The 24,718-nt window shown below is 68.7% G+C and carries 19 protein-coding genes; 15 read left to right on the top strand and 4 right to left on the bottom strand.

Features of this window, described 5'->3' with window-relative positions; translation table 11 throughout:
• Positions 1–185: 185 nt before the first annotated feature.
• Positions 186–926 (bottom strand): ATP-binding cassette domain-containing protein, encoded by a 741-nt coding sequence (locus tag U1T56_RS21185; RefSeq protein ID WP_418161497.1) that lies wholly within the window; start codon positions 924–926, stop codon positions 186–188.
• A 609-nt stretch (positions 927–1,535) separates the two neighbouring features.
• Here U1T56_RS21185 and U1T56_RS21180 point away from each other — a divergent pair.
• Positions 1,536–1,778 (top strand): hypothetical protein, encoded by a 243-nt coding sequence (locus U1T56_RS21180; protein WP_418161496.1) that lies wholly within the window; start codon positions 1,536–1,538, stop codon positions 1,776–1,778.
• Positions 1,779–1,799: 21 nt separating this feature from the next.
• On the opposite strand, the gene U1T56_RS21175 is transcribed toward U1T56_RS21180, so the two are convergent.
• The gene (locus U1T56_RS21175) at positions 1,800–3,032 is read right to left on the bottom strand and encodes a pyridoxal phosphate-dependent aminotransferase (protein ID WP_418161495.1); all 1,233 of its coding nucleotides are present in this window, start codon (positions 3,030–3,032) and stop codon (positions 1,800–1,802) included.
• Positions 3,033–3,645: 613 nt separating this feature from the next.
• On the opposite strand from U1T56_RS21175, the gene U1T56_RS21170 reads away from it, so the two are divergent.
• The 3 genes from U1T56_RS21170 (at position 3,646) to U1T56_RS21160 (ending at position 10,316) form a co-directional block, all read left to right on the top strand.
• The gene (locus U1T56_RS21170) at positions 3,646–5,823 is read left to right on the top strand and encodes a hypothetical protein (RefSeq protein ID WP_418161494.1); all 2,178 of its coding nucleotides are present in this window, start codon (positions 3,646–3,648) and stop codon (positions 5,821–5,823) included.
• A gap of 32 nt (positions 5,824–5,855) precedes the next feature.
• Positions 5,856–8,087 (top strand): glycosyltransferase, encoded by a 2,232-nt coding sequence (locus tag U1T56_RS21165; RefSeq protein ID WP_418161493.1) that lies wholly within the window; start codon positions 5,856–5,858, stop codon positions 8,085–8,087.
• Positions 8,088–8,174: 87 nt separating this feature from the next.
• Positions 8,175–10,316 (top strand): glycosyltransferase, encoded by a 2,142-nt coding sequence (locus U1T56_RS21160; protein WP_418161492.1) that lies wholly within the window; start codon positions 8,175–8,177, stop codon positions 10,314–10,316.
• A 42-nt stretch (positions 10,317–10,358) separates the two neighbouring features.
• Here U1T56_RS21160 and U1T56_RS21155 read toward each other — a convergent pair whose 3' ends face one another.
• Both U1T56_RS21155 and U1T56_RS21150 read right to left on the bottom strand, forming a co-directional pair.
• Positions 10,359–12,146 carry an ABC transporter ATP-binding protein gene (locus U1T56_RS21155; RefSeq protein ID WP_418161491.1) on the bottom strand — a complete coding sequence of 596 codons (1,788 nt, stop codon included), beginning with the start codon at positions 12,144–12,146 and terminating at the stop codon, positions 10,359–10,361.
• 53 nt (positions 12,147–12,199) lie between these two features.
• On the bottom strand, positions 12,200–13,159 hold the full coding sequence (locus U1T56_RS21150; protein WP_418161490.1) for a glycosyltransferase family 2 protein: 960 nt from the start codon (positions 13,157–13,159) through the stop codon (positions 12,200–12,202).
• Positions 13,160–13,474: 315 nt separating this feature from the next.
• Here U1T56_RS21150 and U1T56_RS21145 point away from each other — a divergent pair, with 315 nt between their 5' ends.
• From U1T56_RS21145 to U1T56_RS21095, 11 genes are all read left to right on the top strand, one after another.
• Positions 13,475–15,742: an ATP-dependent helicase gene (locus U1T56_RS21145; RefSeq protein WP_418161489.1), complete on the top strand. Its 2,268-nt coding sequence runs from the start codon at positions 13,475–13,477 to the stop codon at positions 15,740–15,742.
• A 42-nt stretch (positions 15,743–15,784) separates the two neighbouring features.
• Positions 15,785–16,708, top strand: coding sequence for a 50S ribosomal protein L11 methyltransferase (locus tag U1T56_RS21140; protein ID WP_418161488.1), 924 nt, complete (start codon positions 15,785–15,787; stop codon positions 16,706–16,708).
• Positions 16,709–16,831: 123 nt separating this feature from the next.
• Positions 16,832–17,029 carry a 50S ribosomal protein L35 gene (gene rpmI / locus U1T56_RS21135; RefSeq protein ID WP_418161487.1) on the top strand — a complete coding sequence of 66 codons (198 nt, stop codon included), beginning with the start codon at positions 16,832–16,834 and terminating at the stop codon, positions 17,027–17,029.
• A 35-nt stretch (positions 17,030–17,064) separates the two neighbouring features.
• Positions 17,065–17,424 carry a 50S ribosomal protein L20 gene (gene rplT / locus U1T56_RS21130; RefSeq protein WP_418161486.1) on the top strand — a complete coding sequence of 120 codons (360 nt, stop codon included), beginning with the start codon at positions 17,065–17,067 and terminating at the stop codon, positions 17,422–17,424.
• A gap of 146 nt (positions 17,425–17,570) precedes the next feature.
• Positions 17,571–18,650: a phenylalanine--tRNA ligase subunit alpha gene (pheS, locus tag U1T56_RS21125; RefSeq protein ID WP_418161485.1), complete on the top strand. Its 1,080-nt coding sequence runs from the start codon at positions 17,571–17,573 to the stop codon at positions 18,648–18,650.
• Positions 18,647–21,049, top strand: coding sequence for a phenylalanine--tRNA ligase subunit beta (gene pheT / locus U1T56_RS21120; RefSeq protein ID WP_418161484.1), 2,403 nt, complete (start codon positions 18,647–18,649; stop codon positions 21,047–21,049). The genes pheS and pheT overlap by 4 nt, the downstream gene beginning before the upstream one ends.
• 271 nt (positions 21,050–21,320) lie before the next feature.
• A complete protein-coding gene (locus U1T56_RS21115) occupies positions 21,321–21,599 on the top strand; it encodes a type II toxin-antitoxin system Phd/YefM family antitoxin (protein ID WP_418161483.1) in 279 nt (92 codons plus the stop codon).
• Positions 21,599–21,910 (top strand): type II toxin-antitoxin system RelE/ParE family toxin, encoded by a 312-nt coding sequence (locus tag U1T56_RS21110; RefSeq protein WP_418161482.1) that lies wholly within the window; start codon positions 21,599–21,601, stop codon positions 21,908–21,910. The genes U1T56_RS21115 and U1T56_RS21110 overlap by 1 nt, the downstream gene beginning before the upstream one ends.
• Positions 21,911–21,932: 22 nt before the next feature.
• Positions 21,933–23,729: a translation elongation factor 4 gene (gene lepA / locus U1T56_RS21105; RefSeq protein ID WP_418161481.1), complete on the top strand. Its 1,797-nt coding sequence runs from the start codon at positions 21,933–21,935 to the stop codon at positions 23,727–23,729.
• 96 nt (positions 23,730–23,825) lie between these two features.
• Entirely contained in the window at positions 23,826–24,308 is a 483-nt protein-coding gene (locus U1T56_RS21100; RefSeq protein WP_418161480.1) for a hypothetical protein, read from the top strand.
• Positions 24,298–24,711 (top strand): hypothetical protein, encoded by a 414-nt coding sequence (locus U1T56_RS21095; protein WP_418161479.1) that lies wholly within the window; start codon positions 24,298–24,300, stop codon positions 24,709–24,711. The genes U1T56_RS21100 and U1T56_RS21095 overlap by 11 nt, the downstream gene beginning before the upstream one ends.
• Positions 24,712–24,718 lie beyond the last annotated feature (7 nt).

Below are 24,718 nucleotides of genomic sequence, written 5' to 3'. Positions count from 1 at the left end.
GGTGGTGGCGAAGGCGTCGGGCTGCAGCCAGCTCATCACCAGGCAGATCGCGACGAGCGCCACCGTGACCCAGAAGGGCTGGCTGGCGAGGAAGCGCTGGAGCGGGGTGCGCTCTTTGAGGCCGGCGATCTCGTCGAGATCGACGCTGGTCTGCAGCGGTCGGCTGTTCTGCATGGCGGCGGGCCTCATGCGGCTCGGATGGCGCCGGTGATGAGGCCGGTGACCTCCTCCGGCGAGCTGTGGGCGATCGGCTTGTCGGCCACCTTGGTGCCGCGCCGCATGACCACCACCCGGTCGCACACGGCGAACACGTCGGGCATGCGGTGGCTGATCAGCACGACCGCGATGCCCTGGTGCTTGAGGCGGCGGATCAGCTCCAGGACCTCGGCCACCTGCCGCACGCTGATCGCGGCGGTGGGCTCGTCCATGAGCACGACCTTGGCCTCGGCGAGCCGGGTGCGGGCGATCGCCACCGCCTGCCGCTGACCGCCCGACATCTGCTTGACGAGATCGCGCGGCCGGGTCTCGGACTTGAGTTCCTTGAACAGCTCGGCGGCGCGCCCGTACATCGCGCGGTAGTCGACATACTTGAACGGGCCGAGCTTGCGCGTGATCGCGCGCCCCAGGAACACGTTCTCGGCCGCCGTGAGATTGTCGCACAAGGCCAGGTCCTGATAGACGATCTCGATCCCGCGGGCACGCGCATCGGCCGGCTTGTGGAAGTGTTGCACCTCGCCGTTCAGCCGGATCTCGCCCTCCGAGGGCGGGAAGTTGCCGGCGATGATCTTGACCAGCGTCGACTTGCCGGCACCGTTATCGCCCATGAGGCCGACGGCCTCGCCGGGCTCGATGGTGAGATCGACACCCTTGAGCGCCTCGATGGCGCCGAAATGCTTGGCGACGCCCCTGAGCTCCAGCAGCGCCAATGCCTGCCTCCCTGTTGCGGTTGAGCTGCTCCCCCCGCGTTGCTGGCGAGCATACACGCCGCCGGCGCAGCGTAAAGGCTGCTCGTGTCGGCGGCGGACGGGCGCGGCCGAGGCGCGCCGCATGGCCGTACGACCCGCACGAGGTGCCCTCGACACCGAGACTGCCGATGCGGGCCAGGGGTTGAACTACATAAATCCTATTGACATGATAGGGAATAACTGGAATTCTGTCCGGCATCGTGGTCCCGATGCCCGTGCCGGAAGGCCGGACAGGATGAAGCAAGTTATTAAAAATCCAAAAAGATGCCGCCGCGTGTTGACCCGGGGCGCGAGCCTTACCATGATCATGTCGCAGCCCGCCGGGGCTGCCGCGGTGATTTGAACCGAGCAGCTTGCGCCGCGTCATCAAACGCTAAAGCGCCACGGCTTCGGTCGTGGTTCTCGTCCTTCGGGAGAGCCCGCCATGTCGATCATGTTCGCGGTCCGCACCAGCAGAGATCTCGGACGCCATTGTCGTAGCTGATCCGGGCGCGCATGCGCCCTCGAGGCGGCCTTTTCTCGGGCTTCCTCTTCCTTCGTCATTCTCGGAACAGCAAGGATCACCCTTCGATGCAGGAGCGCAACGCGAACGCGGTGCCCGTCACCGTGGCCGATCTCCTTGCCGGCGTTCTCGTCGGCGAGCCCACCGATCTCCGCTTCGTGGCTCTCGACCGACGCTTCCGGGTCCTCGACGGCAGCCGCTTCCGCCGTCCCGATGCCGCGAGACGGGCCGCGCGGCGGCTGGCGGCCGTCGTGCTCGGCGACGGCAGCGGCGAGCGGCAGGACAAGGCGGCTCCGTTCGGGAAGGCATGAGGCCGCCGGCCCGGCGCCGGACTAAAGCGCCGGCTCCTCGGCCGCCGGCGCTGCGGAGGCCGGTGCCCGCGCGCCGTTGCGGGCGGACAGGCGGAAGGCGAACCGGCCGATCCGGTTGCAGGCCTCGGCCAGCCTCTCGTCCGCGGCGGTGAGACTCAAGCGGACATGGCCGGCGGCGGCCCCGCCGAAGGCGTCGCCGGCCAACACCGAGACCCCCTCGCTCGCGAGGAGCTCGCGGGCGAACGTGTCGGCGTCGAGGCCGGTGCGGCGGACGTCGAGCATGACGAACATCCCTCCCTTGGGCCGGGTGCAGGCGAGGCCGGGCAGGCCCGCGAGCCGGCGGCAGACCGCGTCGCGGCGGCGGCGGTAGCGCTCGCGCATGGCCACGACCTCGGCGAGCTCCGAGGACAACGCCGCGGTCGCCGCCTCCTGGATGAAGCCCGGCGAGCCGTAGAGCATGCAGAGCGCCAGATGCCCGGCGTGGACGGCGAGCTCGCGCGGCCCGATCAGCCAGCCCACGCGCCAGCCGGTCATGGCGTGTGACTTGGACAGGCTCGACACGGTGACGGTCCGTTCGGCCATGCCGGGCAGGCTCGCCGGGCTCACGTGCTCGCCCTCGTAGAGAAGGGTGGCATAGACCTCGTCCGAGATCAGCCAGAGATCGTGCCGCCGGCACAGTTCGGCCAGCCGCTCGAGCTCGGCTCGGGTCATCGCCGCACCCGTGGGGTTGTGTGGCGAGTTGATCAGGATCGCGCGCACGTCGGGGCCGACGAACTCCTCGAGCCGGTCGAGGTCGAGGTGAAAGCCCCGCTCCGGATCGAGCGGCACCCGCACGAGCCTCGCACCCGCGGCCGCCACGGTGGCCGGATAGGTGACGTACATGGGCTCGGGCACGAGGATCGCATCGCCCGGCTCGAGCAGGCACTGGCAGGCGGCGAACAGCGCGCACTGGGCGCCGGCCAGCACCACGACCTGATCGGGCGACACGACCTGGCCCGAGAGCCGGGCGTGGTGGGCCGCGATCGCCGCCCGCAAGGCCGGTTCGCCGGTCACGTCGGCATAATGGGTATGCCCGCGGTCGAGGCTCGCCTTGGCCACCGCGACGATCGGGGCCGGGGTGGCGAAGTCCGGATCGCCCACCGACAGGAGGATGATGTCCTCGCCGCGCGCCTTGCGGGCCACGGCCTCGTTGTGAATGTCCCATGCGGCGGCCTCGGCGCCGCCCAGAGCATGGACCCGGCTCGCGTAACGCATCGATTATCCTGCTGCAGCGTGCGGCGCGGCAGAGCCTGCCGCGCCTCGTTCCAGGCAAGGTCCCGGCCGGTCCGGCCGGCCCGTGACGGGCAGGGCCGTCCCGCCGACCTCTCCTTACGGGCAAGCAAGCGGGATGCCAGCCAGGTGCGGGGCGGCTGCCGGCTCATCACGGGTCGCATCATGGATGCCGGTCCGGTGTCGGCCGGAACGGTAGGCCGATGCTGCTCATCCGCTGCGCTCGGCGTGCCGCAACGCTCGCCACGTCGAGCGCTCGACCGACCGGATCGTTCCCGAGGAGAAGGATGTCCATCGACCCTGGCGTGACCTCGCGAGAACCAACCCCGGCCTTCCGCCCCGCCGGAAGGCCGATGCCGCGGACGGTAACAAGGGGCAAGGCGACGTGCCACTGCCGCATCGCTTCTCGGGGCGGCGCGGCACCTTGCCGCAGGAGGCGGCACGGCGCTGTTCCACCTTCCGCGGGCAAGCTGACCATTCCGCAAGCTGCTCATTGACTCGTTGCAGCGTTCCCAACTAGAGCCCGCGATGATCATCGTTCCGCTGCTCGTCCGAGCTGCACCCCGTCCATACCGCCCGATATTTTAAGGAGCGTTGGTTGATCCGGGTATCTTCCAATGCGGTCGGCCAAGCGGCGAGCCGTCGCATCGCCCGGCCGGCAGCCCTGTCCGGCACCTTTCCGTCGGCCGCCTCCGCCGTGGCGCATCGGCGCATCCTCGCTATCGACCTGCTGCTGGTCGTGGCCGTCTATGCGGCGGCCCTGGCGTTCGCCTACCTCTACGTGCGCAGCGAGCGCTTCTTCTACTACTGGGACTTCGTGGGCTATCAGGTCCGATCCGAGTGGCTCGCACACCTGCTCGCGCACGACCTGGGCCAGGCCTGGGCGGCGTTCCTCGTGGCACTGCCGTCCGACTACAACATGATCCCGTCGGTCCCGCTGGCGCCGCTGCTGATGGTCACGGGACCGGGCCGCATGCCCTACATCCTCGCGATCGTCGCCGTTTACGTGGTGCCGTTCGCGCTGGTGACGGGCGCCGTCGCCACGCGCCTGGTCAGGCGCGCGCCGCGTCGGGTCTTCTGGACCACGACCTGGCTCGTTCTCGCTCTGCCGGCCACCTGGGTGGCGGCGCTGCGCGGCTATCCGGATATCGGCGGCGCGGCGCTGCTGGTGCTGGTGCTCTACATCTATCTCGGCGACCGCACGCTGGCCCGGTGGCGCAGCGTGCTGTGGATCGGCTCTCTCGCCGGCTTCGCCATCGTCTTCCGCCGTCATCTCGCCTATGCCGCCACGGTCGAGCTCGCGACGGTGAGCGTCGGCGCCCTGGCCGCACGCTGGCAGTCGGCAGCCGACAACGCACGCAGGGCCGTGCTCGCGGTCACCGCGTCGCGCGCCATGGTGCTGGCCGTCGTGGCCGTGGGCACCCTGTTCGCGATCGCTCCGGCGTTCGCCTGGCGCGCCCTGACCACCGACTACACGGTCTACTATGCCTCGTACGAGATCCCGACCGGCGTCCTCGCGGTCTACTACGGCGGGCACTATGGCTGGCTGATCCTGGTCGCCGGTCTGGCCGGACTCGGCTGGGGACTGTGGCGCCACGACGTGGACCGCGGTGCCGTCGTCTTGGTCCTGGGCGCGGCGGGCCTGTTCGCGGCCGTCTGGTTCGGCGCGGCGCGGCAGACCGGGCAGCACTACGCCTATCTCTTCACCGCGGTGTTGGCGGTCGGGCTCGGGCTGCTGATGCGGCTCTCGACCTTCCGGCCGGCCCGCGTCGCGCTCGTTCTGGCCTTGCTCGTGAACGGCATCATGTGCCTGTCGCCCTGGGCGATGCCCCGGCTCACCGCTGCCTTGGGCTCGAACGACACCCGGGTGGGCCTGCTCTCCCAGGCGATCCCGCCGCTCAGGCGCGGCGACTATGCCAGCATGCGCGGCTTGGTGAAGCAGTTGCGGCGTGTCGCCGGAGCCGACCGCAGGATCCTGGTGGCCGCGTCCTCGATCGTGCTCAATCCCGACATCCTGATGGCGGCGGACAAGGAGGTGCGCCGTCCGGAGGAGCCGCCGCTGCGCATCCTGTGGAGCCCGCAGGTCGACTCACGCGACGGCTACCCCCTGCAGGCACTGATCGACGCCGATCTCGTCGTCGTCGCGACGCCGGCCCAGTATCACCTGCGGCCGCAGGAGCAGGATGTCGTCGGCGCGTTGGTGAGCGCCTTCGTCGCCGGCCGCGACTTCGCCCGCAACTACCGCCCGCTGCCCGGCGCCTTCACGCTCGACATGGATGCCGAGGCCCGGATCTTCGAGCGCATCGCCGCACCCTCGCTCGAGGACGTCCTCGCGACCCTGGCAACCCTCGAGCGCGATATCGATCCACCGCCGGGCGGCGAGGACTACTGGGTCCATCTGGACGACCGGACCGAGATCGTCGTGCCGATCGACGAGCGGCCGATCCTGCCGACGTTCAAGACCTCGGTGGGCGCCGGCCCGAGCGCGCTGCTCTATTTCGGCAGGCTCGGGGCGGTGAGCCGCCTGCGGGCGCAGGTGAGGCTCGACTCCTGCAGCCCTGCCAGGACGGCGCACCTGCGCTTCGTTCCGCTCGAGCGCGACGGCTCGCCCCGGCGCGATCATGCCGCCTCCCTGGTCTTGACGAACGGGGCGCGCCTCGACATGGCCCTGCCGGACCCCGATGCCGCCTACGGGCTGCTGCAGCTCGAAGGCGAGAGCGCCGATGGATCCGACGCGGCCTGCCGGGTTTGGCTGGAGAAGGTCTCGGTCGAGTAGTAGCCGGGCATGATAGGACGGAGAGCGACGTCGTGAAGATCTGCATCGCGACCCTGGACATCGTCGGCCCGATCAGGAACGGCGGCATCGGCACGGCCTACACCCAGCTGGCGCTGCTGCTGGCCCAGGCCGGCCACGAGGTCACGATCGCCTACCTCCTCGGCGAGCAGGGCGAGCAGGGCAGTCTGCGCGAATGGCAGCGCTGGTACGCCGAGCGCGGGATCGTCTTCCGGCCCGTCCGACTCGACGCGCGGCTGCGTCTGCAGGGGCCGCCGCAGCGCGGCGACGCCTACCGCACCTACATCTGGCTGCGGGAACTCCCCGAGCGCTTCGACGTGGTCCACTTTCCGGAATGGCGTGGCTACGGCTACTACGCCATGCTGGCCAAGCGGCTGGGCCTCGACTTCCAGGACACCACCTTCTGCGTCGGTACCCACAGCCCGACCTTGTGGCACACGCTAGGCAATGGCGTCGTCGTCTCCGAGCTGCATCAGATCGACCTCCACTGGCTCGAGGCCCAGTCGATCGCGCTGGCCGACCTCGTCGTCAGCCCGAGCCGCTACATGCTGGACTGGATCCGGGAGCAGGGCTGGACGCTGCCCGAGCGCGCCATGGTGCTGCCGAACGTGATGCTGGACGCGCCGATTCCGGCAGAGAGGCCCGGGAACGCCATGGTCACCGAGCTCGTGTTCTTCGGGCGGCTCGAGGAGCGCAAGGGGCTCGGTCTGTTCTGCGACGCCATGGACCGCTTGGCACCCACTCTCGACCGGCAGGTCGAGGTGACGTTCCTCGGCAAGCCCGGCCAGATCCACGGCCAGCCCGGGCCGGCGTTCGCCGCCGAGCGTGCCGAGGCATGGGGCCTGCCCTGGCGGGTGATCACCGATCTCGACCGCGATGCCGCGCTCGCCTATCTCGCCCGGCCGGGCCGCCTCGCGGTGATCCCCTCGCTGATCGAGAACTCGCCCTACACGGTGCTGGAGTGCCTCGCCGCCGGCATCCCGTTCCTGGCGGCCGGGATCGGCGGCGTGCCCGAACTCGTGGCCGAGCCCGATCGCGCGCGGACCTGCTTCGTGCCGACGCCTCCGGCCCTCGCGCGCGCGCTCGGCGCCGCCCTGCACGACGGAGTGGCAGCGGCGGGCTGCGCCTTCGACGTCGCCGCCAACAACCGCCGCTGGCTCGAGCTGCACGAGGAACTCGCCCGGCGCCCTGCCGCCTCCATGGCGTCGCCGGTGGTGGTGGAGCAGCCGCTCGTGAGCGTCTGCCTCGTGCATCGCAACCGGCCGCGCTTCCTCGAGCAGGCGGTGCGCTCGCTCGAGGCGCAGGACTACCCGCATTTCGAGGTGGTGCTGGTGGACGACGGCAGCGACCGGCCCGAGGCGCTGGCCTGTCTCGACCGGCTCGAGCCCGCGTTCGAGCGGCGCGGCTGGCGCATCGTCCGCCAGGCGAACCGATATCTGGGTGCCGCCCGCAACGCTGCTGCCGCCGCGGCACGGGGCGACTATCTCCTGTTCATGGACGACGACAACATCGCCGACCCGGACGAGCTCTCCACGTTCGTCAAGGCGGCGCTGGCTTCGGGCGCGGACATCCTGACCTGCGTCCTGCGCCCGTTCCGGGGTGACCATCCCGGGAGCGGAGAGCATGAGCCGCTCTGGCTGCCGGTAGGCGCCAATCTATCGCTCGGGCTGTTCGAGAACTGTTTCGGCGATGCCAACGCCCTGATCCGCCGAGCATGCTTCGAGGCGCTCGGCGGCTTCAGCGAGGATTTCGGGGTCGGGCACGAGGACTGGGAACTCTTCGCGCGTGCGGTGCTGCGAGGCTTCACGCTGCACGTCGTGCCGGAGCCGCTGTTCTGGTACCGCGTGAGCGACACGGGCATGCTGCGCAGCGGCCACATGGTGGCCGACTTCCAGCGCAGCCTGCGCCCTTACCTCGAGGCTGTCCCGGCGGCCCTGCGCGACACGCTGCGGCTCGCGCACGGATCCGAGCTGCAGAAGCTGATCGCCTTCCTCAGGCGCAGAGAGGAGGAAGAGAGCGAGGCCGCTGCGGCGCGGCTCTACCTGGAGGAGCTGGAGCAGGGCATAGAGTGGCTTGAGGAACAGTGCCGCCACAAGGACAAGGAGCTGCAATGGTTCCGGGAGCAGTTCCGCCGCAAGGACGAGGAGCTCGACCGCATCAAGAGCTCGCTCTTCTGGCGCATGTCCCGGCCCATCCGCTACACCAAGAAGAAGCTCCGCCGGAATGGCGCGGCAATGCGCGACTGACCCCTTCCTGCCCTGCCGGTTCCGATTGACGCGGCGACACGGCTCATGCACCTCACGGGCGTGCCGGCCTCATTGGATAGCTTCAGCATGAAGATCTGCATCGCCACGATCGATATTCACGGGCCGATCAGGAACGGCGGCATCGGCACGGCCTACACCAAGCTGGCCCTCCTCCTGGCCCAGGCCGGCCACGAGGTCACGATCGCGTTTCTTCTGGGTGAACGGTGCGAGCAGGGTTCCATCTCGCGCTGGCAGCAATGGTACGCCGAGCGCGGAGTCACGTTCGAGCCGGCGCTCTTGGACCACAAGCTGCGGTTCTACGCGCCGCCGCAGCGCGCCGAGTCCTACCTGACCTACCTGTGGCTGAGGAGTCGGCCGGTCACCTACGACGTGGTCCACTTTCCGGAATGGCGTGGCTACGGCTACTACGCCATGCTGGCCAAGCGGCTGGGCCTCGACTTCCAGGACACCACCTTCTGCGTCGGCACCCACAGCCCGACCTTGTGGCACACGCTGGGCAACCACGAGCCGGTCAATCATTTCCATCAGCTCGATGTGAATTTTCTCGAGGCCCAGTCGATCGCGCTGGCCGACCTTGTCGTCAGCCCGAGCCGCTACATGCTGGACTGGATCCGGGAGCAGGGCTGGACGCTGCCCGAGCGCACGCTGGTCCTTCCCAACGTGATGCTCGACCGCCCCCTGGCCCGGCCGGCGGGCGGCGGCGCCCCCGTGAGCGAGCTCGTGTTCTTCGGGCGGCTCGAGGAGCGCAAGGGGCTGGCCCTGTTCTGCGATGCGGTGGACCGCCTCGTGCCCGTGCTGCAGCGACCCCTGACCATCACCTTCCTCGGCAAGCCCGGCGACATTCGTGGCGAGCGCGGCGACGCCTATGCGGCCAAACGGGCGGCGGCATGGCCGTTTCCCTGCCGCACGATCCCGGACAAGGATCGCGACGGCGCGCTCGCTTATCTCGCCGCGCCCGGCCGCCTCGCCGTGATGCCGTCCCTGGTCGAGAACTCGCCCTACACGGTGCTGGAGTGCCTGACGGCGAGGATACCCTTCCTTGCCGCCGGGGTGGGCGGCATTCCGGAGCTCATAGCACCCGAGGACCGCGACCGGGCCTGCTTCGTCCCACAGCCGCAGCTCCTCGCCGATAAGCTGGCGCAGGCCCTGGCCGCCCCCAACCTCCCGGTGCGGTGCGCGTTCGACATCGAGGCGAACCACCGCGCCTGGCTGGAACTGCACGGGCGCCTGGGCCGGGAGCGGCGTACCCGTCCAGCGGCGACCGCCGCCCGGCCGCTGCCGCTGGTCTCGGTGTGCATGACGACCCGCAACCGGCCGGAGCTCCTGGCGAGAGCGCTCGATTCCGTCCGAGCCCAGGACTACCCGCATTTCGAGGTGGTGCTGGTGGACGACGGCAGCGACCGGCCCGAGGCGCTGGCCTATCTCGACCGGCTCGAGCCCGAGTTCGAGCGGCGCGGCTGGCGCATCGTCCGCCAAGCCAACCGCTACCCCGGCGCCGCGCGGAACGCAGCGGTGGCGCAGGCCCGCGGCACGTACGTGAAGTTCATGGACGACGACAACGTCACCGACCCGGACGAACTCTCCACGTTCGTCAAGGCGGCGCTCGCCTCCGATGCCGACATCCTCACCTGCGTCCTGCGCCCGTTCGAAGGCGACGATCCGACGGCGCGGACCGACCCCGTCGAGGTGCTCTGGCTGCCGGCCGGCGCCAATGTCGCGCTCGGCGCGTTCGAGAACTGCTTCGGCGACGTCAACGCGCTGATCCGCAAGGAGGCGTTCGAGGCGCTCGGCGGCTTCAGCGAGGATTACGGGGTCGGCCACGAGGACTGGGAACTGTTCGCGCGTGCCGCCCTGAAGGGCTTTCGGCTCTACGTCGTCCCGCGGCCGCTGGTCCGCTACCGGGTGAGCAAGTCGGGCGTGCAGAGCTCGACGAGCGTCCACGCCAACTACGCCCGCAGTCTGCGCCCTTATCTCGGGGCGGTGCCGCCCGGTCTTCGTGACGCGCTGCGGCTGGCCCAGGCCACGTTCATCCAGATGCACCCCGCATCCGCGGGTCTGCTCGTCCGACGCAAGAAGGATCCGGCGAAAGAGCTGGACCGGATCAAGCGGTCGGTGACCTGGCGCGTCACCAAGCCTTTGTGGACCGTCGAGAAGAGCATCCATCGCCAGCTCGAGAAACGTCGCCTCAAGCATCGGGATCCGGCCTGAGGCCGTCCTCGGGCCACGGCTTCGGGTGGCGCCGGATCGGCATCAGCCCGCCGCAGCGGCTTCGCCGACGCGGCCGTGTGGCAGACGATACGCCACCTGCGCGACCTCGCCATCCGCGATTCGATAGACCAGGTCCGCCGCTTCCTGCCAAGCCGGCTGGTGCGAGACCGCGAGCACGGTGAGGCCGTACTCGGCGCAGAGCTTGCGGACCTGCGCGCAGACAGCGCGCTCGGTTTCCGGATCGAGGCCGGTCGTGGCCTCGTCGAGGATCAGGAGGCGGGGCCGATGGAGGAGCGCTCGCGCGATCGAGATCCGCTGCCGCTGGCCACCCGAGAGACGGTTGCCGCGCTCTCCGACCACGGTGTCGAGCCCTTCCGGCAGCTCCGCGACGAAGCTCCAGGCGCCGGCGGCCACGAGCGCCTCGATCACCGCTTCGTCCGGTATGCCCTCCTCGTAGAGGGTCACGTTGTGTCGGACCGTGTCGTGGAACAGGAGCACCTCCTGCGGCACGTAGCCGATCCCGTGCCGCCAGGCCGTGAGATCGATGTCGCGCAGATCGACCCCGTCGATTCGCACCGCACCTCCGTCCGGCCTGTAGAGGCCGAGCAGGAGGTCCACGATCGTCGACTTGCCCACGCCCGAGGGACCCATGATCGCCGTGATGCTCCCGGTCGGGATCTCGAGCTCCAGCGCTTGCAGCACGGGCCTCTCGCCATAGGCAAAGGTGACCCGGTCGAAGCGGATGGCCTGCTGCAGACGAGGCGCCAGGCCGCCGTAGGATTCCTCCTTCGCCCGCTCGGTGGTGCGCAGGAGCTCGCGCAAGGAGCGGTACTGGTCGTGCGACTGGATGAAGCGTTGCGCCTGCCGCTGCATCGGCAGGAGGGCGGTGACGGTCTTGACCATGAGGAGCGACATGATCAGCACGTCGTGTACTTGCAGGGTGAGGCTGCTCACCGCGACATAGAGGCCGATCGCGAGGAGCGCGCCGATCACCGGCTCTTGCAGGTCGGCCGCGAACTCCCCGCTCAGCACGCCGGCGCGGGCGCTGTCGGCAGCGTCACGGGCCTCGCTCTCGAACACTTGCGCGAAGCGCTCGGTCCGGCCCATGGCACGGATCGGCTTGATGCCGAGGAGAGCGTCCGTGAACTTGGCCGAGCGCTGCCGCATCCGGCGCCGCTGCTCCTTGGCGCTGTTCCGGCCCTGCTGGACGAGGCGGCCGAACCAGGCCAGGCTGACGACGGCCGCGATGATGGCGATCAGGAGAAGCTGCCAGGAGAGCAGCGCCGCCACCGTCACGAACAGGAGCACCTGGAGGGTGAGAGCCAGAAGACCGCTCAGGTTCTCGAAGCACTGGCCCGCCGCATCGGCCTCCGGGCCGATCGCGAAGGCGAGCCGGCCGATCGGCTGGCGGACGAAGTAGCTCCAGCGTGCGTTCAGGAGGCTTCGAATCAGGCGGATCCGCATGTCGCGCGTGATGGTCGCGACGACGCTGCCCACGTAGCGCGTGACCGCGATCGAGACCACGGCCTTGAGCGCCAGGCCGGCCACGATCAGCACCAGGATCGGGATCGGCGAGAACGGAAGCCCCACTGCTTCCAGGGCCGTGCGGATGGCAACCACCGATCCTTTGGCCGAATCCTTTAGGTTGGTCGCCGCCATGATCAGCGGCACCATCATGGTGATGCCGATGAGATCGAGCACGCCGGCGACGAACGTGCCCAGGATCACGAGCGTGCGCCGCCCCAGTGGGGCCAGGCGCGCGACCTCGACGACCGCGTTCCACCATTTGCGCAGACGCTTGCGCCATCGAGGAACCCGCTTGGGCATCATGTCACCTTGTTCGCGCAAGGGGGAGCGGCTCGCTGGCGGGCGGGACGGAACGCTCATCCGATTCTCCGGCCGTCGTCCGGCCGGCGCAGATAGAAGCTGTAGCGCATTCCCGTCCAGGCATAGATCTCGCCCAGGGAATGGGCGAGGGCCAGAAGCGAGCCCACGAGCCGGCTCCTTCGCCATCCCGTCAGAGTAAGGCGCAGCAGCGCCTTGCCCAGCTTGCGCCAGCTCGCCCAGACCAGCCCGCGCACCTGCTCCGCCGGCAGATGCGCCCTTGCGATGTGGACCCGCGAGCCGCCGCGCTGGAAACCGCGGCGCAGGATGCCGCGCAGGGTGAGCCGATGCGTCTCCCAGATGCGCAGTACGATCGAGTCGTAGGCGCAGGCATGGCTGAGGCCGGCGTGCTTGGCGCGGATGAACAGATCGCTGTCCTCGCCGCCGCAATGGGCGAACTCGGCACGGAACGGACCTTCCGGCCCATCCAGCATCTCGAGCGCATGCCGGGAGATCAGGACGTTGTAGGTGCCGGCCCAGCCGGGCAGGCCGAAGCGGTTGCGGTCTTCGCGCCGTGGCGGCCGGAAATAGCGGGTGTTGCGCAGCCAGCACGGCAGCGGCAGGTCGTTGGGCAGGCTCCACAGGCCGAACACGAGATCGGCGCCGGTCTCGTGCTGGGTGCGCAGCAGGTGGAGCAGCCAGTCCGGGCGGGGCAGGTCGTCGTCGTCGATGAAAGCGACGAAGCCGGCGCCCAGCGCCAGGGCCTCCCGCACGCCCCGGTTGCGGGCGAACGAGATGCCGCGCTGCTGCTCCTCGACGACATGGAGCGTCATCGGCAGCCGCGAGCGCATGCTCTCGCACAGCGAGCGGACCCGCCCGTCCGGGCGATTGTCGACGACGATCAGAACGACGTTCTCGCACCCGAACTCGCCGAGCTCGATCGATTCGAGCGCATGCAGCACACGCGCCAGAAGATGCGTGCGGTCACAGGTGCAGATGCAGATGGCGACCGGGGACATCGGCTCACTCGCCGCTCGACGGCTCGCTGGCTACCAAAACCGGCTCCAAACTACAAGAAGAGGTTATGAGGCATGGGTTCATCCGTGCGACATGCATGATGTCGGACAAGGCACCGAATGATCGCGCATCATCGGTCGAGAACCATGGAGAACCCCCGCTCGGATGGTCATGCGCCTTGTCGCCGCCGCTCGGGCCTCTTAGGTGAGGGCGATGACGATCACCGCCGAGCATCCTCTCGGCCTTTCCGATAAAGGACGCCGGGATCGCCCGGAGCCGTAGGCTCGGTATCTCTCACACAGGACGACGATCGGTCAATGAGCGGACAGCTAGCGTTGGGGATGTCGGGGCCGGGCGCCCGGATCGCGGGCGAGGCCGCCTCCTATCTCCAGGGCCTTAACCCCGAGCAGCGCGCGGCGGTGACGGCCGAGGACGGTCCGCTCCTGGTGCTCGCCGGCGCCGGTACCGGCAAGACGCGCGTGCTCACCACCCGACTCGCCCACATTCTGCTCACCGGCCGCGCTCGGCCGCACGAGGTGCTGGCGGTCACCTTCACCAACAAGGCCGCGCGCGAGATGGTCGAGCGGGTGGAGGGGCTGATCGGGCGCAGCGTCGCGGGTCTGTGGCTCGGCACCTTCCACGCCATGGGTGTGCGCATGCTGCGCGCCCATGCCGAACTCGTCGGCCTCAAGCCCGGCTTCACCATCCTCGATGCCGACGATCAGGAGCGGCTCGCCAAGCAGATCATCCAGGCGGCCGCCCTCGACGAGCGGCGCTGGCCCGCACGTGCCCTCGTCGCGATCATCCAGCGCTGGAAGGACCGGGGCTACCGGCCGGACCAGGTGCCGGCGGTCGAGGTCGGCGACTTCGCGCTGGGCAAGGGGATCGAACTCTACCGCGCTTACCAGGAGCGCCTGCTCACGCTCAATGCCTGCGACTTCGGCGACCTGCTCCTGCACGGGCTGACCTTGCTCACGGGCAATCCGGATCTCCTCGCCCAGTATCAGCGGCGTTTCAAGGCGATCCTGGTCGACGAGTATCAGGACACGAACGTGGCGCAGTATCTCTGGTTGCGCCTTCTGGCCGGCGGGCACAAGAACATCACCTGTGTGGGCGACGACGACCAGTCGATCTATAGCTGGCGCGGAGCGGAGGTCGGCAACATCCTGCGCTTCGAGCAGGATTTTCCTGGCGCTGCGGTCATTCGGCTCGAGCGCAACTACCGCTCGACCGGCCACATCCTGGCGGCGGCTTCCGGCGTGATCGCCCGCAACCGCCACCGCCACGGCAAGACCTTGTGGACCGAGGGCGAGGCGGGCGAGCTCGTGCGGGTCGCAGGTCTCTGGGACGACGAGGAGGAGGCCCGCTTCGTCGCCGACGAGATCGAGGCCTGGCAGCGCCGGGGTGGGAAGCTCACCGAGACCGCGGTCCTGGTCCGCGCGGGCTTTCAGACGCGTGCCTTCGAGGAGCGTTTCATCCAGGTGGGCCTGCCCTATCGCGTCGTCGGCGGCCCGCGCTTCTACGAGCGGGCGGAGATCCGGGACGCCATCGCCTATTTCCGCGTCGTCTGTCAGCCCGACGACGATCTGGCGCTCGAGCGGATCATCAACCTGCCGCGGCGCGGCATCGGCGAGAGCACGCTCAAGGCCCTGCGCACCGCGGCGCGCGCGGCCGAGGTCAGTCTGCTCCAGGCGGCGCGCGCCATGTCCCAGACCGACGAGCTGCCGACACGCGCGAGGAACGCGCTCGTCGAGCTGATCGCCACCTTCGATCGCTGGCGCGCCGAGCTCGGCGAGAAGAGCCCGCGCGAGCTCGCCGAGACCATCCTCGACGAATCCGGCTACACCGCGATGTGGAAGGCCGAGCATTCGCCGGATGCGCCGGGCCGGCTCGAGAACCTGAAGGAGCTCGTGAAGGCGGTCCAGGAGTTCGACACGCTGCCGGGCTTCCTCGAGCATGTGAGTCTCGTCGTGGAGAACGCGACCGAGCCCGACGCCGACCTCGTCACCATCATGACGCTGCACGGTGCGAAGGGGCTCGAGTTCGACAACGTGTTCCTCGCCGGCTGGGAGGAGGGATTGTTCCCGAGCCAGCGCGCGATCGACGAGGGCGGGACCAAGGCGCTCGAGGAGGAGCGCCGGCTCGCCTATGTCGGCATGACCCGCGCGAGGCGGCGGCTCACCATCAGCTTCGCCGCCAACCGGCGCATCTACAATCAGTGGTCCTCGAGCGTGCCGTCGCGCTTCATCGACGAGCTGCCGCCCGAGCACATCGAGCACCTGCACCGGAATCCGGCGACGCGTCCCGACCTCGGCAGCTTCCTCGACGACGAGCCGTTCCGTGCCAGGTCCACGAGCCGCTTCCGCACGCAGCGGGTCGAGGGTGCGAAGCTGATCGAGGGCCGGGCCGAGATCCTCCAGACCCGGCCCGTGGGCAGGAGCGGCGCCTTCAAGACGGGCGAGCGGATCTTCCACCCGAAGTTCGGCTACGGCCGGATCGAGGCGATCGACGGCAACAAGCTCGACATCGCCTTCGAGAAGTCGGGAAGGAAGAAGGTGATCGACAGCTTCGTCGAGCCCGCCTAACCGATCCCGCGGGTTGCTTCACGTTCATGAACGAGGTTTGCCGTGACGGCCGAAGCCGAGCTCTGGCGTGCTACCGTCCGGACGCGCGGGCCCGGGATGCCCGACGTGCTGGAGCGGTTCGAGGAGGATGCGCTCAGCGTCTCCGTGTTCGAGATCGAGGACGAGGCGACGGCCGAGGCCTCGGGCTGGCAGATCGATCTGTTCTACCGCGAGCCGCCGGAGGCCGAGAAGCTCGCGGACGAACTGCGCCTGGCCTGCGAGGCCGCCGGCGTGACGCTCGACGGCGTCACGGTCGAGCGCGTGCCGGCGACCGACTGGGTGGGCGCCACGAAGCTGAAGCTGCCGCCGATCGAGGCCGGCCGGTTCGTCGTTCACGGCTCGCACGCGCGCGACGCGCTACCGGCGGGGCTGGTCGGAATCGAGATCGATGCGGGCCTCGCCTTCGGTTCGGGCGAGCACGCGACCACCCATTCCTGCCTCGTCGCGATTGACCGGCTGGCTCGGAAGCGTCGGTTCCACCGCGTGCTCGACGTGGGCTGCGGGTCGGGCGTGCTCGCGATCGCCGCCGCCAAATGCTGGCCGGCCGAGGTGATAGCGCTCGACAACGACCCGATCGCCGTGCGCGTCGCGGCCGAGAACGTGCGGATCAACGGCGTCGCCGATCGGATGCGGGTGATCGTGGCCGAGGGCTATCGCCATCCCCTGGTCCGCCGACGTGCCCCCTTCGATCTTATCCTCGCCAACATCCTGGCCGATCCCTTGATCGAGCTTGCCCCTGCCCTGCGCCGGCATCTGGCGCCGGGTGGGCATGCCGTACTCTCGGGTCTGCTCGACCGGCAGGCCGGGGCCGTGATCGCCGCCCACTGCCGACAGGGGCTGCACCTCCTCGAGCGGATCGACCGGGGGCCCTGGACGGCGCTCGTGCTGGCGGCACCGCGCGCGCACCGCAAGCATGCCCGGCGGTAGATGCCGGGGTGCGGGCAGGGAACGCTTTTCTCGCTGTTGCGCCCGCGCGTTCGCTCCGTTATAAGGCGCGGGCCGTCGTCGCGCCGCGGCGCGCGCTGCGTTTGATCTGGAGTTTTCCCTGACATGCCGAAGATGAAGTCCAAGCGGAGCGCCGCGAAGCGTTTCTCGTTCACCGGCACGGGCAAGGTGAAGCGGGCTGCCGCCTTCCACCGCCACAACATGACGCACAAGGCCCAGACCGTGAAGGTCGGCCAGCGTCGGGCCAAGATTCTCGAAGCCGGGGACGCGGCGCTCGTCAAGCTGATGCTGCCCTACCGTTGAAGCACCGGCGGCAGGTAGATTAAGGATCGACCGATATGGCTCGTGTGAAGCGCGGCGTTACCTCCCACGCCCGGCACAAGAAGGTGCTGGAGCAGGTCAAGGGCCATCGCGGCCGCCGCAGCACCTGCATCAAGACCGCCCGCCAGTCGATGGAGAAGGCGCTCCAGTACGCCTACCGCGACCGGCGGACGAAGAAGCGCGAGTTCCGCGCGCTCTGGATTCAGCGTATCAACGCGGTGGTGCGCGAGCACGGCTTCACCTACAGCCGGTTCATGCACGGCCTGAAGCTCGCCGGTGTCGAGCTCGACCGCAAGGTCCTGGCCGACATCGCCGTCCACGACGCGGCGGCGTTTGCGGGCTTCGTCAAGCAGGCCGAGGCCGCTCTCCAGGCGTGAAGCCGGCGCACCCTCGAGGGGGTGCTTCCGTGGACATCACCGGAGCGATCGCTCCGGGCCGGGCGAAGAGGGGCCTCGCAGGGCCCCTTTTTGTTGTCCCGATTCTCTGGCCCGCTTTGAGGGCCGCATCGCGAGAGGTTAGGCGGATGGACGTCGACATCGGCCGTCTTCGCAGCGAGATCCTGGGCCAGCTCGCCGCTGCCGGCGATCTGCGCACGCTCGAGGATCTCCGCGTCCACACGCTCGGCAAGAAGGGCCGGGTCACCGAGCTCGTGAAGCAGCTGGGCTCGCTTCCGCCCGAGCGGCGCCGCGAGGTCGGTCAGGCCTTCAACACGCTGAAACGCGAGATCGAGGAGGCGCTGGCCGCCCGCCGTGCCGTGCTCGAGGAGGCAGCGCTCGATGCGCGGCTCGAGGCCGAGCGGATCGACGTCACCCTGCCGCCGCGCGAGCGCCCCGAAGGCCGCATCCATCCCGTGACCCAGGCCATGGAGGAAATCGTCGCGATCTTCGCCGACATGGGCTTCTCGGTCGCGGAAGGTCCCGACATCGAGGACGACTGGCACAATTTCGAGGCGCTCAACATCCCGCCGGAGCACCCCGCGCGGCAGATGTTCGATACCTTCTACCTCGAGGCCGAGCTCGACAACCGGCCGCTCCTGCTCCGCACCCACACGAGCCCGGTGCAGATCCGGACGATGCGCGCCGGCAAGCCGCCGTTCCGTATCATCGCCCCCGGCCGTACCTACCGGCGCGACAGCGACGCCACCCACACGCCCATGTTCCACCAGGTCGAGGGGCTCCTCATCGACCGGCGTACGCACATGGGCCACCTCAAGGGCTGCCTGATCGACTTCGTGCGCGCCTACTTCGAGCGCGACGACGTGCCCGTGCGCTTTCGCCCGAGCTTCTTCCCGTTCACCGAGCCCTCGGCCGAGGTCGACATCGGCTGCAGGCGCTCGAAGGACGAGCTCGTCGTCGGCGAGGGCAGCGACTGGCTCGAGATCCTGGGTTGCGGCATGGTGCATCCCAAGGTGCTGGAGGCGGTAGGCCTCGATCCCGAGGAGTGGCAGGGCTTCGCCTTCGGCATGGGCATCGACCGTGTGGCGATGCTGAAATACGGCATCCCCGATCTCAGGACCTTCTTCGAGGCCGACCTGCGCTGGCTGCGCCATTACGGCTTCGTGCCGCTCGATGTCCCCACCACCTACGCGGGGCTGTCGCGATGAAGTTCACGCTCCCCTGGCTCGAGGAGCATCTCGAGACCGAGGCCTCCCTCGAGGTTCTCGCCGACCGGCTCACCATGCTCGGCATCGAGGTCGAGGGCATCAGCGATCCCGGCGCCGACCTCGCAGCCTTCAGCGTCGGCTATGTCCGGGAAGCGCGCCAGCATCCGAACGCCGACCGGCTGCGTCTGTGCACGGTCGAGACGAAGCACGGCACGTTCGATGTGGTCTGCGGCGCCCCCAACGCCCGCGCCGGCATCAAGGTCGTGTTCGCGCCCGAAGGTGCGGTGATCCCGGTCTCGGGCGAGGTGCTGAAGAAGGTCGTGATCCGCGGCGTGCCCAGTGTCGGCATGCTGTGCTCGGCGCGCGAGCTCAAGCTCGGCGACGATCACACCGGCATCATCGAGCTGCCCGAGACCGCCGAGGTCGGCGAGCCGGCGGCGAAGGCGCTCGGGCTCGAAGGGCCGGTGATCGAGGTCAAGCTCACCCCCGACCGCAGCGACTGTTTCGGCGTCGTCGGCATCGCCCGCGACCTCGCCGCTGCCGGCCTCGGCCGCCTGAAGACCCGGAACTTCGCGCCGGTCCCGAGCAGAGGCCCGGCCGGCATCCGGATCGATCTCGCCTTCCCGAAGGGCGAGGAGAATGCCTGCCCGCTCTTCGTCGGCCGAATGATTCGTGGCGTGCGCAACGGCCCGAGCCCGGCCTGGCTGCAGAACCGGCTGAAGGCGATCGGCCTCAGGCCGATCTCGGCGCTCGTCGACATCACGAACTATCTCACCTTCGACCTCTGCCGGCCGCTCCACGTCTTCGATGCCGCAAAGGTCCAGGGCGACATCACGCTGCGCTTCGCGCGCCTCGGCGAAGAGCTCCTGGCGTTGGACGGCCGCACCTACCGGCTCGACGACGGGATGACCGTGATCGCCGACGAGAGCGGCCCGATCAGCCTCGGTGGCATCATGGGCGGCGAAAGCACCGCCGTCGACGAGGACACCACCGACGTCCTGCTGGAGGTGGCGCTGTTCGATCCCCTGCGCACCGCCGCCACCGGCCGCCGGCTCGGCATCGAGAGCGACGCCCGCACCCGCTTCGAGCGCGGTCTCGACCCCGGGCTGGTCCTGCCCGCGACCGAGTACGCCACGCGCCTGATCCTCGAGCTGTGCGGCGGTGAGGCGGACGAGCCGTTCGTCGCCGGCTCCGTGCCGGGGCGGGCGGCACCGGTGCGCTTCCGCCGCAGCCGTCTCGCGCGCCTCGCCGGGATCGACCTCGAGCCCGCCGAGATCGAGCGCATTCTCCGGAGCCTCGGCTTCACGCTCGAAGGTGGCCCGGCGGAGTGGCAGGTGACACCGCCTTCCTGGCGCCACGACATCTCGACCGAGGCCTGCATCGTCGAGGAGCTGGCGCGGCTGCACGGCTATGATCGCATCCCCCCGGTGCCGGTCACCCGGACCGAGGCGGTGGGCCAAGCCGTGCTGACGGCCGAGCAGCGCCGGCGCATGGTGGTGCGCCGCGCCGTGGCGGCCATGGGCTATGCCGAGGCCGTGACCTGGTCGTTCGTCCCGCCCGAGCAGGCGATGCTGTTCGGCCACGAGCAGCCCATCCTGAAGCGCAACCCGCTCAACGCCGAGCTCTCGGCGATGCGGCCCTCGCTCCTGCCGAACCTCGTGGCGGCGGTGGCGCGCAACGTGGCGAGGAAGCACGAGGCCGGGGCTCTGTTCGAGCTGGGACCCCGCTTTCTGGGGCCCATGCCGGGCGAGCAGGTCATGGCGCTCGCGGCCGTGCGCTTCGGCGCCGCCGAGCCGCGCCATTGGGCGCAGCGCACCCGCCCGGTTGACGCGATCGATGCCAAGGGCGACGCGCTGGCGGCGCTCGCCGTGCTCGGCATCAAGCCCGACAGCGTGCAGGTCACGACCGATGCGCCCGCCTGGTATCATCCCGGCCGTTCGGGCTGCCTGCGCCAGGGACGCGCGCTGCTCGCCACCTTCGGCGAGCTGCATCCGCGTGTGCTGAAGATGTTCGACCTCGCAGCCGTGCCGGTGGTGGCGTTCGAGCTCGACCTCGACACGCTGCCCAAACCCAAGACGCGCGCTACCCGTGCCAAGCCGGCGCTCGAGCCCTTGCCCTATCCGCCGGTGGACCGCGACTTCGCCTTCGTCGTCGACGCGTCGGTGCCGGCCGGAAAGCTGCTCGATGCGGTGCGCGGCGTCGACCGTCGCCTGATCCGCGACGTGCGCCTGTTCGACGTCTATGCCGGGCCGAACGTGGGCGAGGGGCGAAAGTCGCTCGCGATCGCGGTGCGGCTCCAGGCCAATGACCGGACGCTCACCGAGGAGGAGATCGAGGCGGTGGCCGGCAGGATCGTGGCCGCGGCCGAGAAGGCCACGGGAGCGAGCCTGCGGCAGTGACCGCCGTGTCCGGGGCGGGAGCGCCCGTGGCAGCACGGGCGGGCCTGTCTTGTGCACGAGGATGGTTTAGGATATTATTCCGGATCGGCCTCGGGAAGGGCATGCGGCGGGAAGCGACGAGCTTGCAAATTGAAATTTCACGAACGAATTCGAGAAACTCAATAATTTCAGTGACTAACACAATTTATGTTCACCGACCGGGCGACGATGCAGCCCTTTTGACGGCGAGAGCTGGAATGGCTATTTTAGCTCCCGCCAGGTGGAGACTGCCATGCGCACCATGTCGGCCAAGGACGCCAAGAACCGTTTCGGCGAACTCCTGATGGAGGCGCAGAAGGCGCCCGTGACCATCGAGAAGAACGGCAAGCCTGTGGCGGTGGTGTACTCCTTCGAGGACCACCACCATATAGAGCAGGCCAAGCTGGAATGGCTGAAGGCGGCGATCGCGGAAGCGGACGCCGACATTGCGGCCGGTCGTGTGTACGAGATGACCGATGAGATCCTGGCTGCGATCAAGTCGGACGGCCCGTCCCATCTCGACGAGTCCTGATGGCGGCTCGCGCGACGTTCACCGCTCAGGCATTACGGGAGCTGCGCACCGTGCGCCACTGGATCGCGGCCGAGAGTGGCGCCGAACGGGCAGACAGGATGGTGGATCATATCGTGGCCGTAGCCGATCTTCTGGCCGAGAACCCGAAGCTTGGCCGTGAGCGCCCGGAAATATCGCCCGGCCTCCGTTCTTTTGTCGTCTGGCCCTATGTCGTCTGCTATCGGCCCCTTGCTCGGGGTGCTCGCATCATGCGCGTGATTCACGGCCGTCAGGACCTGGATCGAGCTTTCCGCGAGCCGGAGCAGGGCTAACTGCGAGCATGCCCGAGCACCCATGACCGACCTCTCCCACATCCGCAACTTCGCCATCGTGGCGCACATCGACCACGGCAAGTCGACGCTCGCCGACCGCCTGATCGAGAGGTGCGGCGGGCTCGATCCACGCGAGATGACGAGCCAGGTGCTCGATTCGATGGATATCGAGCGCGAGCGCGGCATTACCATCAAGGCCCAGACCGTCCGGCTGAAATACACCGCCAGGAACGGCGAGGACTACGTCTTCAACCTGATCGACACGCCGGGCCACGTCGATTTCTCTTACGAGGTCAGCCGCTCCATGCGCGCCTGCGAAGGGGCGCTGCTGCTGGTCGACGCGACGCAGGGCGTGGAGGCCCAGACCCTCGCCAACGCCTATCAGGCGATCGACGCCGATCTCGAGATCGTCCCGGTCCTCAACAAGATCGACCTGCCAGCGGCCGAGCCCGACCGCATCAAGGCGCAGATCGAGGACATCATCGGTCTCGACGCCTCGGACGCGCTCATGATCTCGGCCAAGACCGGCCTCGGCGTGGACGACGTGCTCGAAGCCATCGTCCATCGCCTGCCGCCGCCGAAAGGCGACGAGAGCGCTCCGCTCCAGGCACTGGTCGTCGATAGCTGGTACGACTCCTATCTCGGCGTGGTGACGCTCGTGCGCGTCAAGAACGGCGTGCTCGAGAAGGGGCAGAAGATCCGCTTCATGGGCACGGGTGCCACGCACGTGATCGACCGCGTGGGCGTGTTGACGCCGAAGCCGCTTCTGGTCGACCGGCTCGGGCCCGGCGAGGTCGGTTTCATCACCGCCGCGATCAAGGAGATCAGCGACGCCCGGGTCGGCGACACGATCACCGACGACCGCAAGCCCGCCGAGACGCCACTGCCGGGCTTTCGCCCGAGCCAGCCGGTCGTGTTCTGCGGCATGTATCCGACCGACGCCGACGACTACGGCAATCTCAGGGACAGCCTCGCCAAGCTTCGCCTCAACGACGCGAGCTTCGAGTACGAGCCCGAGAGCAGCACGGCGCTCGGCCTGGGCTTCCGCTGCGGCTTTCTGGGTCTGCTGCACCTCGAGATCATCCAGGAGCGGCTCGAGCGCGAGTTCGATCTCGACATCGTCATCACGGCACCCTCGGTGGTCTACCGGGTGCACATGACCGACGGCAGCTCGGTCGAGCTGCACAATCCCGCCGACTATCCCGATCCCACCAAGATCGATCACGTCGAGGAGCCCTGGATCAAGGCTACGATTCTGGTCCCGGACGAGTTCCTGGGCGGCATCCTCCAGCTCTGCACCGAGAAGCGCGGCATCCAGCAGGAGCTGACTTATGTCGGCAACCGCGCCATGGTGGTCTACCGTCTGCCGCTCAACGAGGTCGTCTACGACTTCTACGACCGGCTGAAGTCGATCAGCCGCGGCTATGCCAGCTTCGACTACCATCTCGACGGTTACGGCGAGAGCGATCTCGTCAAGCTCGACGTGCTGATCAACGGTGATCGGGTCGATTCGCTCTCGATGATCGTCCATCGCAGCAACGCCGAGAGCAAGGGCCGCGCCATCTGCGAGAAGCTCAAGGAGCTGATCCCGCGCCAGATGTACCAGGTCGCGATCCAGGCCGCGATCGGCGGCAGGATCGTTGCCCGCGAGACGGTGAAGGCGTTCAGGAAGGACGTGCTCGCCAAGTGCTACGGCGGCGACATCACCCGTAAGCGCAAGCTCCTCGAGAAGCAGAAGGAGGGCAAGAAGCGCATGCGGCAGGTGGGCCAGGTCGAGATCCCGCAGGAGGCCTTCCTGGCGGCGCTCAAGATGGGGTGATAAACTCCGAGTAGAGCGAGGGCTGCGGGGCGCCGATGAATGGCATGGTACGAAGCCTTGACGGCTTGGCTGGCGGACAGCCGTGTCGACGATGTCGTGGGCTTTCTCGCTTCCGTGCTGTCGATCATCGGGGTTCCAGGAGCCGTGTGGCAGGCGTGGCGGGCGCGATCTGCAGCGCAAGCGGCGGAGGCAGCATCCCGTGATGCGCTGAGCAAGCTGACCACGCTACGGACGATGACGCAGCTATCCGCCGTGCTGCAGCAGCTCGAGGAGCTCAAGGCGTTCAACCGGCTGAGGGCAGCGAGCCAGGCGATCGAGCGCTATTCCCGGCTGCGCAGCTCATTGGTCGAGATTCGCGCTCGCGATCATGCGCTCAACGACGAGGAGCGCGGCGTGCTGCAGCAAACCATCGCCATTTTGGCACAGCTCGAGCGGGAGCTGGATCGTGCGCGCGAGCGGGGCGGTGGCGAGATCGGCTTTGCGGACGCGAACGCGCGACTATCTGATGAGCTGGACAGGCTCAGCGAGCTGCTCGCGAGCCTGGAGCGGCGCAGCCTGAGGACCGATCATGGACGCTGAGAAGCTCGGGCTTCTGGTCGACCGTCTAGCGGCAGCGGATGCCGCAGGAAAGCTGCGATGGGCGCGCGGCATCAACGCGAGGGCCTATCAGGCCTCGTTCCCGAGCTCGACGGTGATTCTCGAATATGTTCCCTCAGGGAGTGTCCTCTCCGATCCTGGGAAGGGATCGACTGTCAATGAATATTTCCAATCAGAGATCAAGCGTGCCGAAGGGATAGTTCTTCGAGTGCTCGATGAGTTCGGTCGAGATGTGGCCGAAATCTCCGCCCGAGAATTGGAGGAGGCGGGCGATCTCCAGCGTGCCGCGCTCATCAAGCAGCTCTACGAGCGAGCGCATTACGAAGCGGGCGGTGAGCGCGTCATCGACGAGCTTCTTGCCAGCCTGACCAGCGACTCGCGGTAGTCTTGCC

The sequence above is a fragment of the Benzoatithermus flavus genome (assembly GCF_037908215.1).
In the GTDB taxonomy this organism is placed as follows: domain Bacteria; phylum Pseudomonadota; class Alphaproteobacteria; order Geminicoccales; family Geminicoccaceae; genus Benzoatithermus; species Benzoatithermus flavus.
Note: the sequence above shows the minus strand (reverse complement) of the source record. Positions and strands in the feature narration are given on the sequence as shown.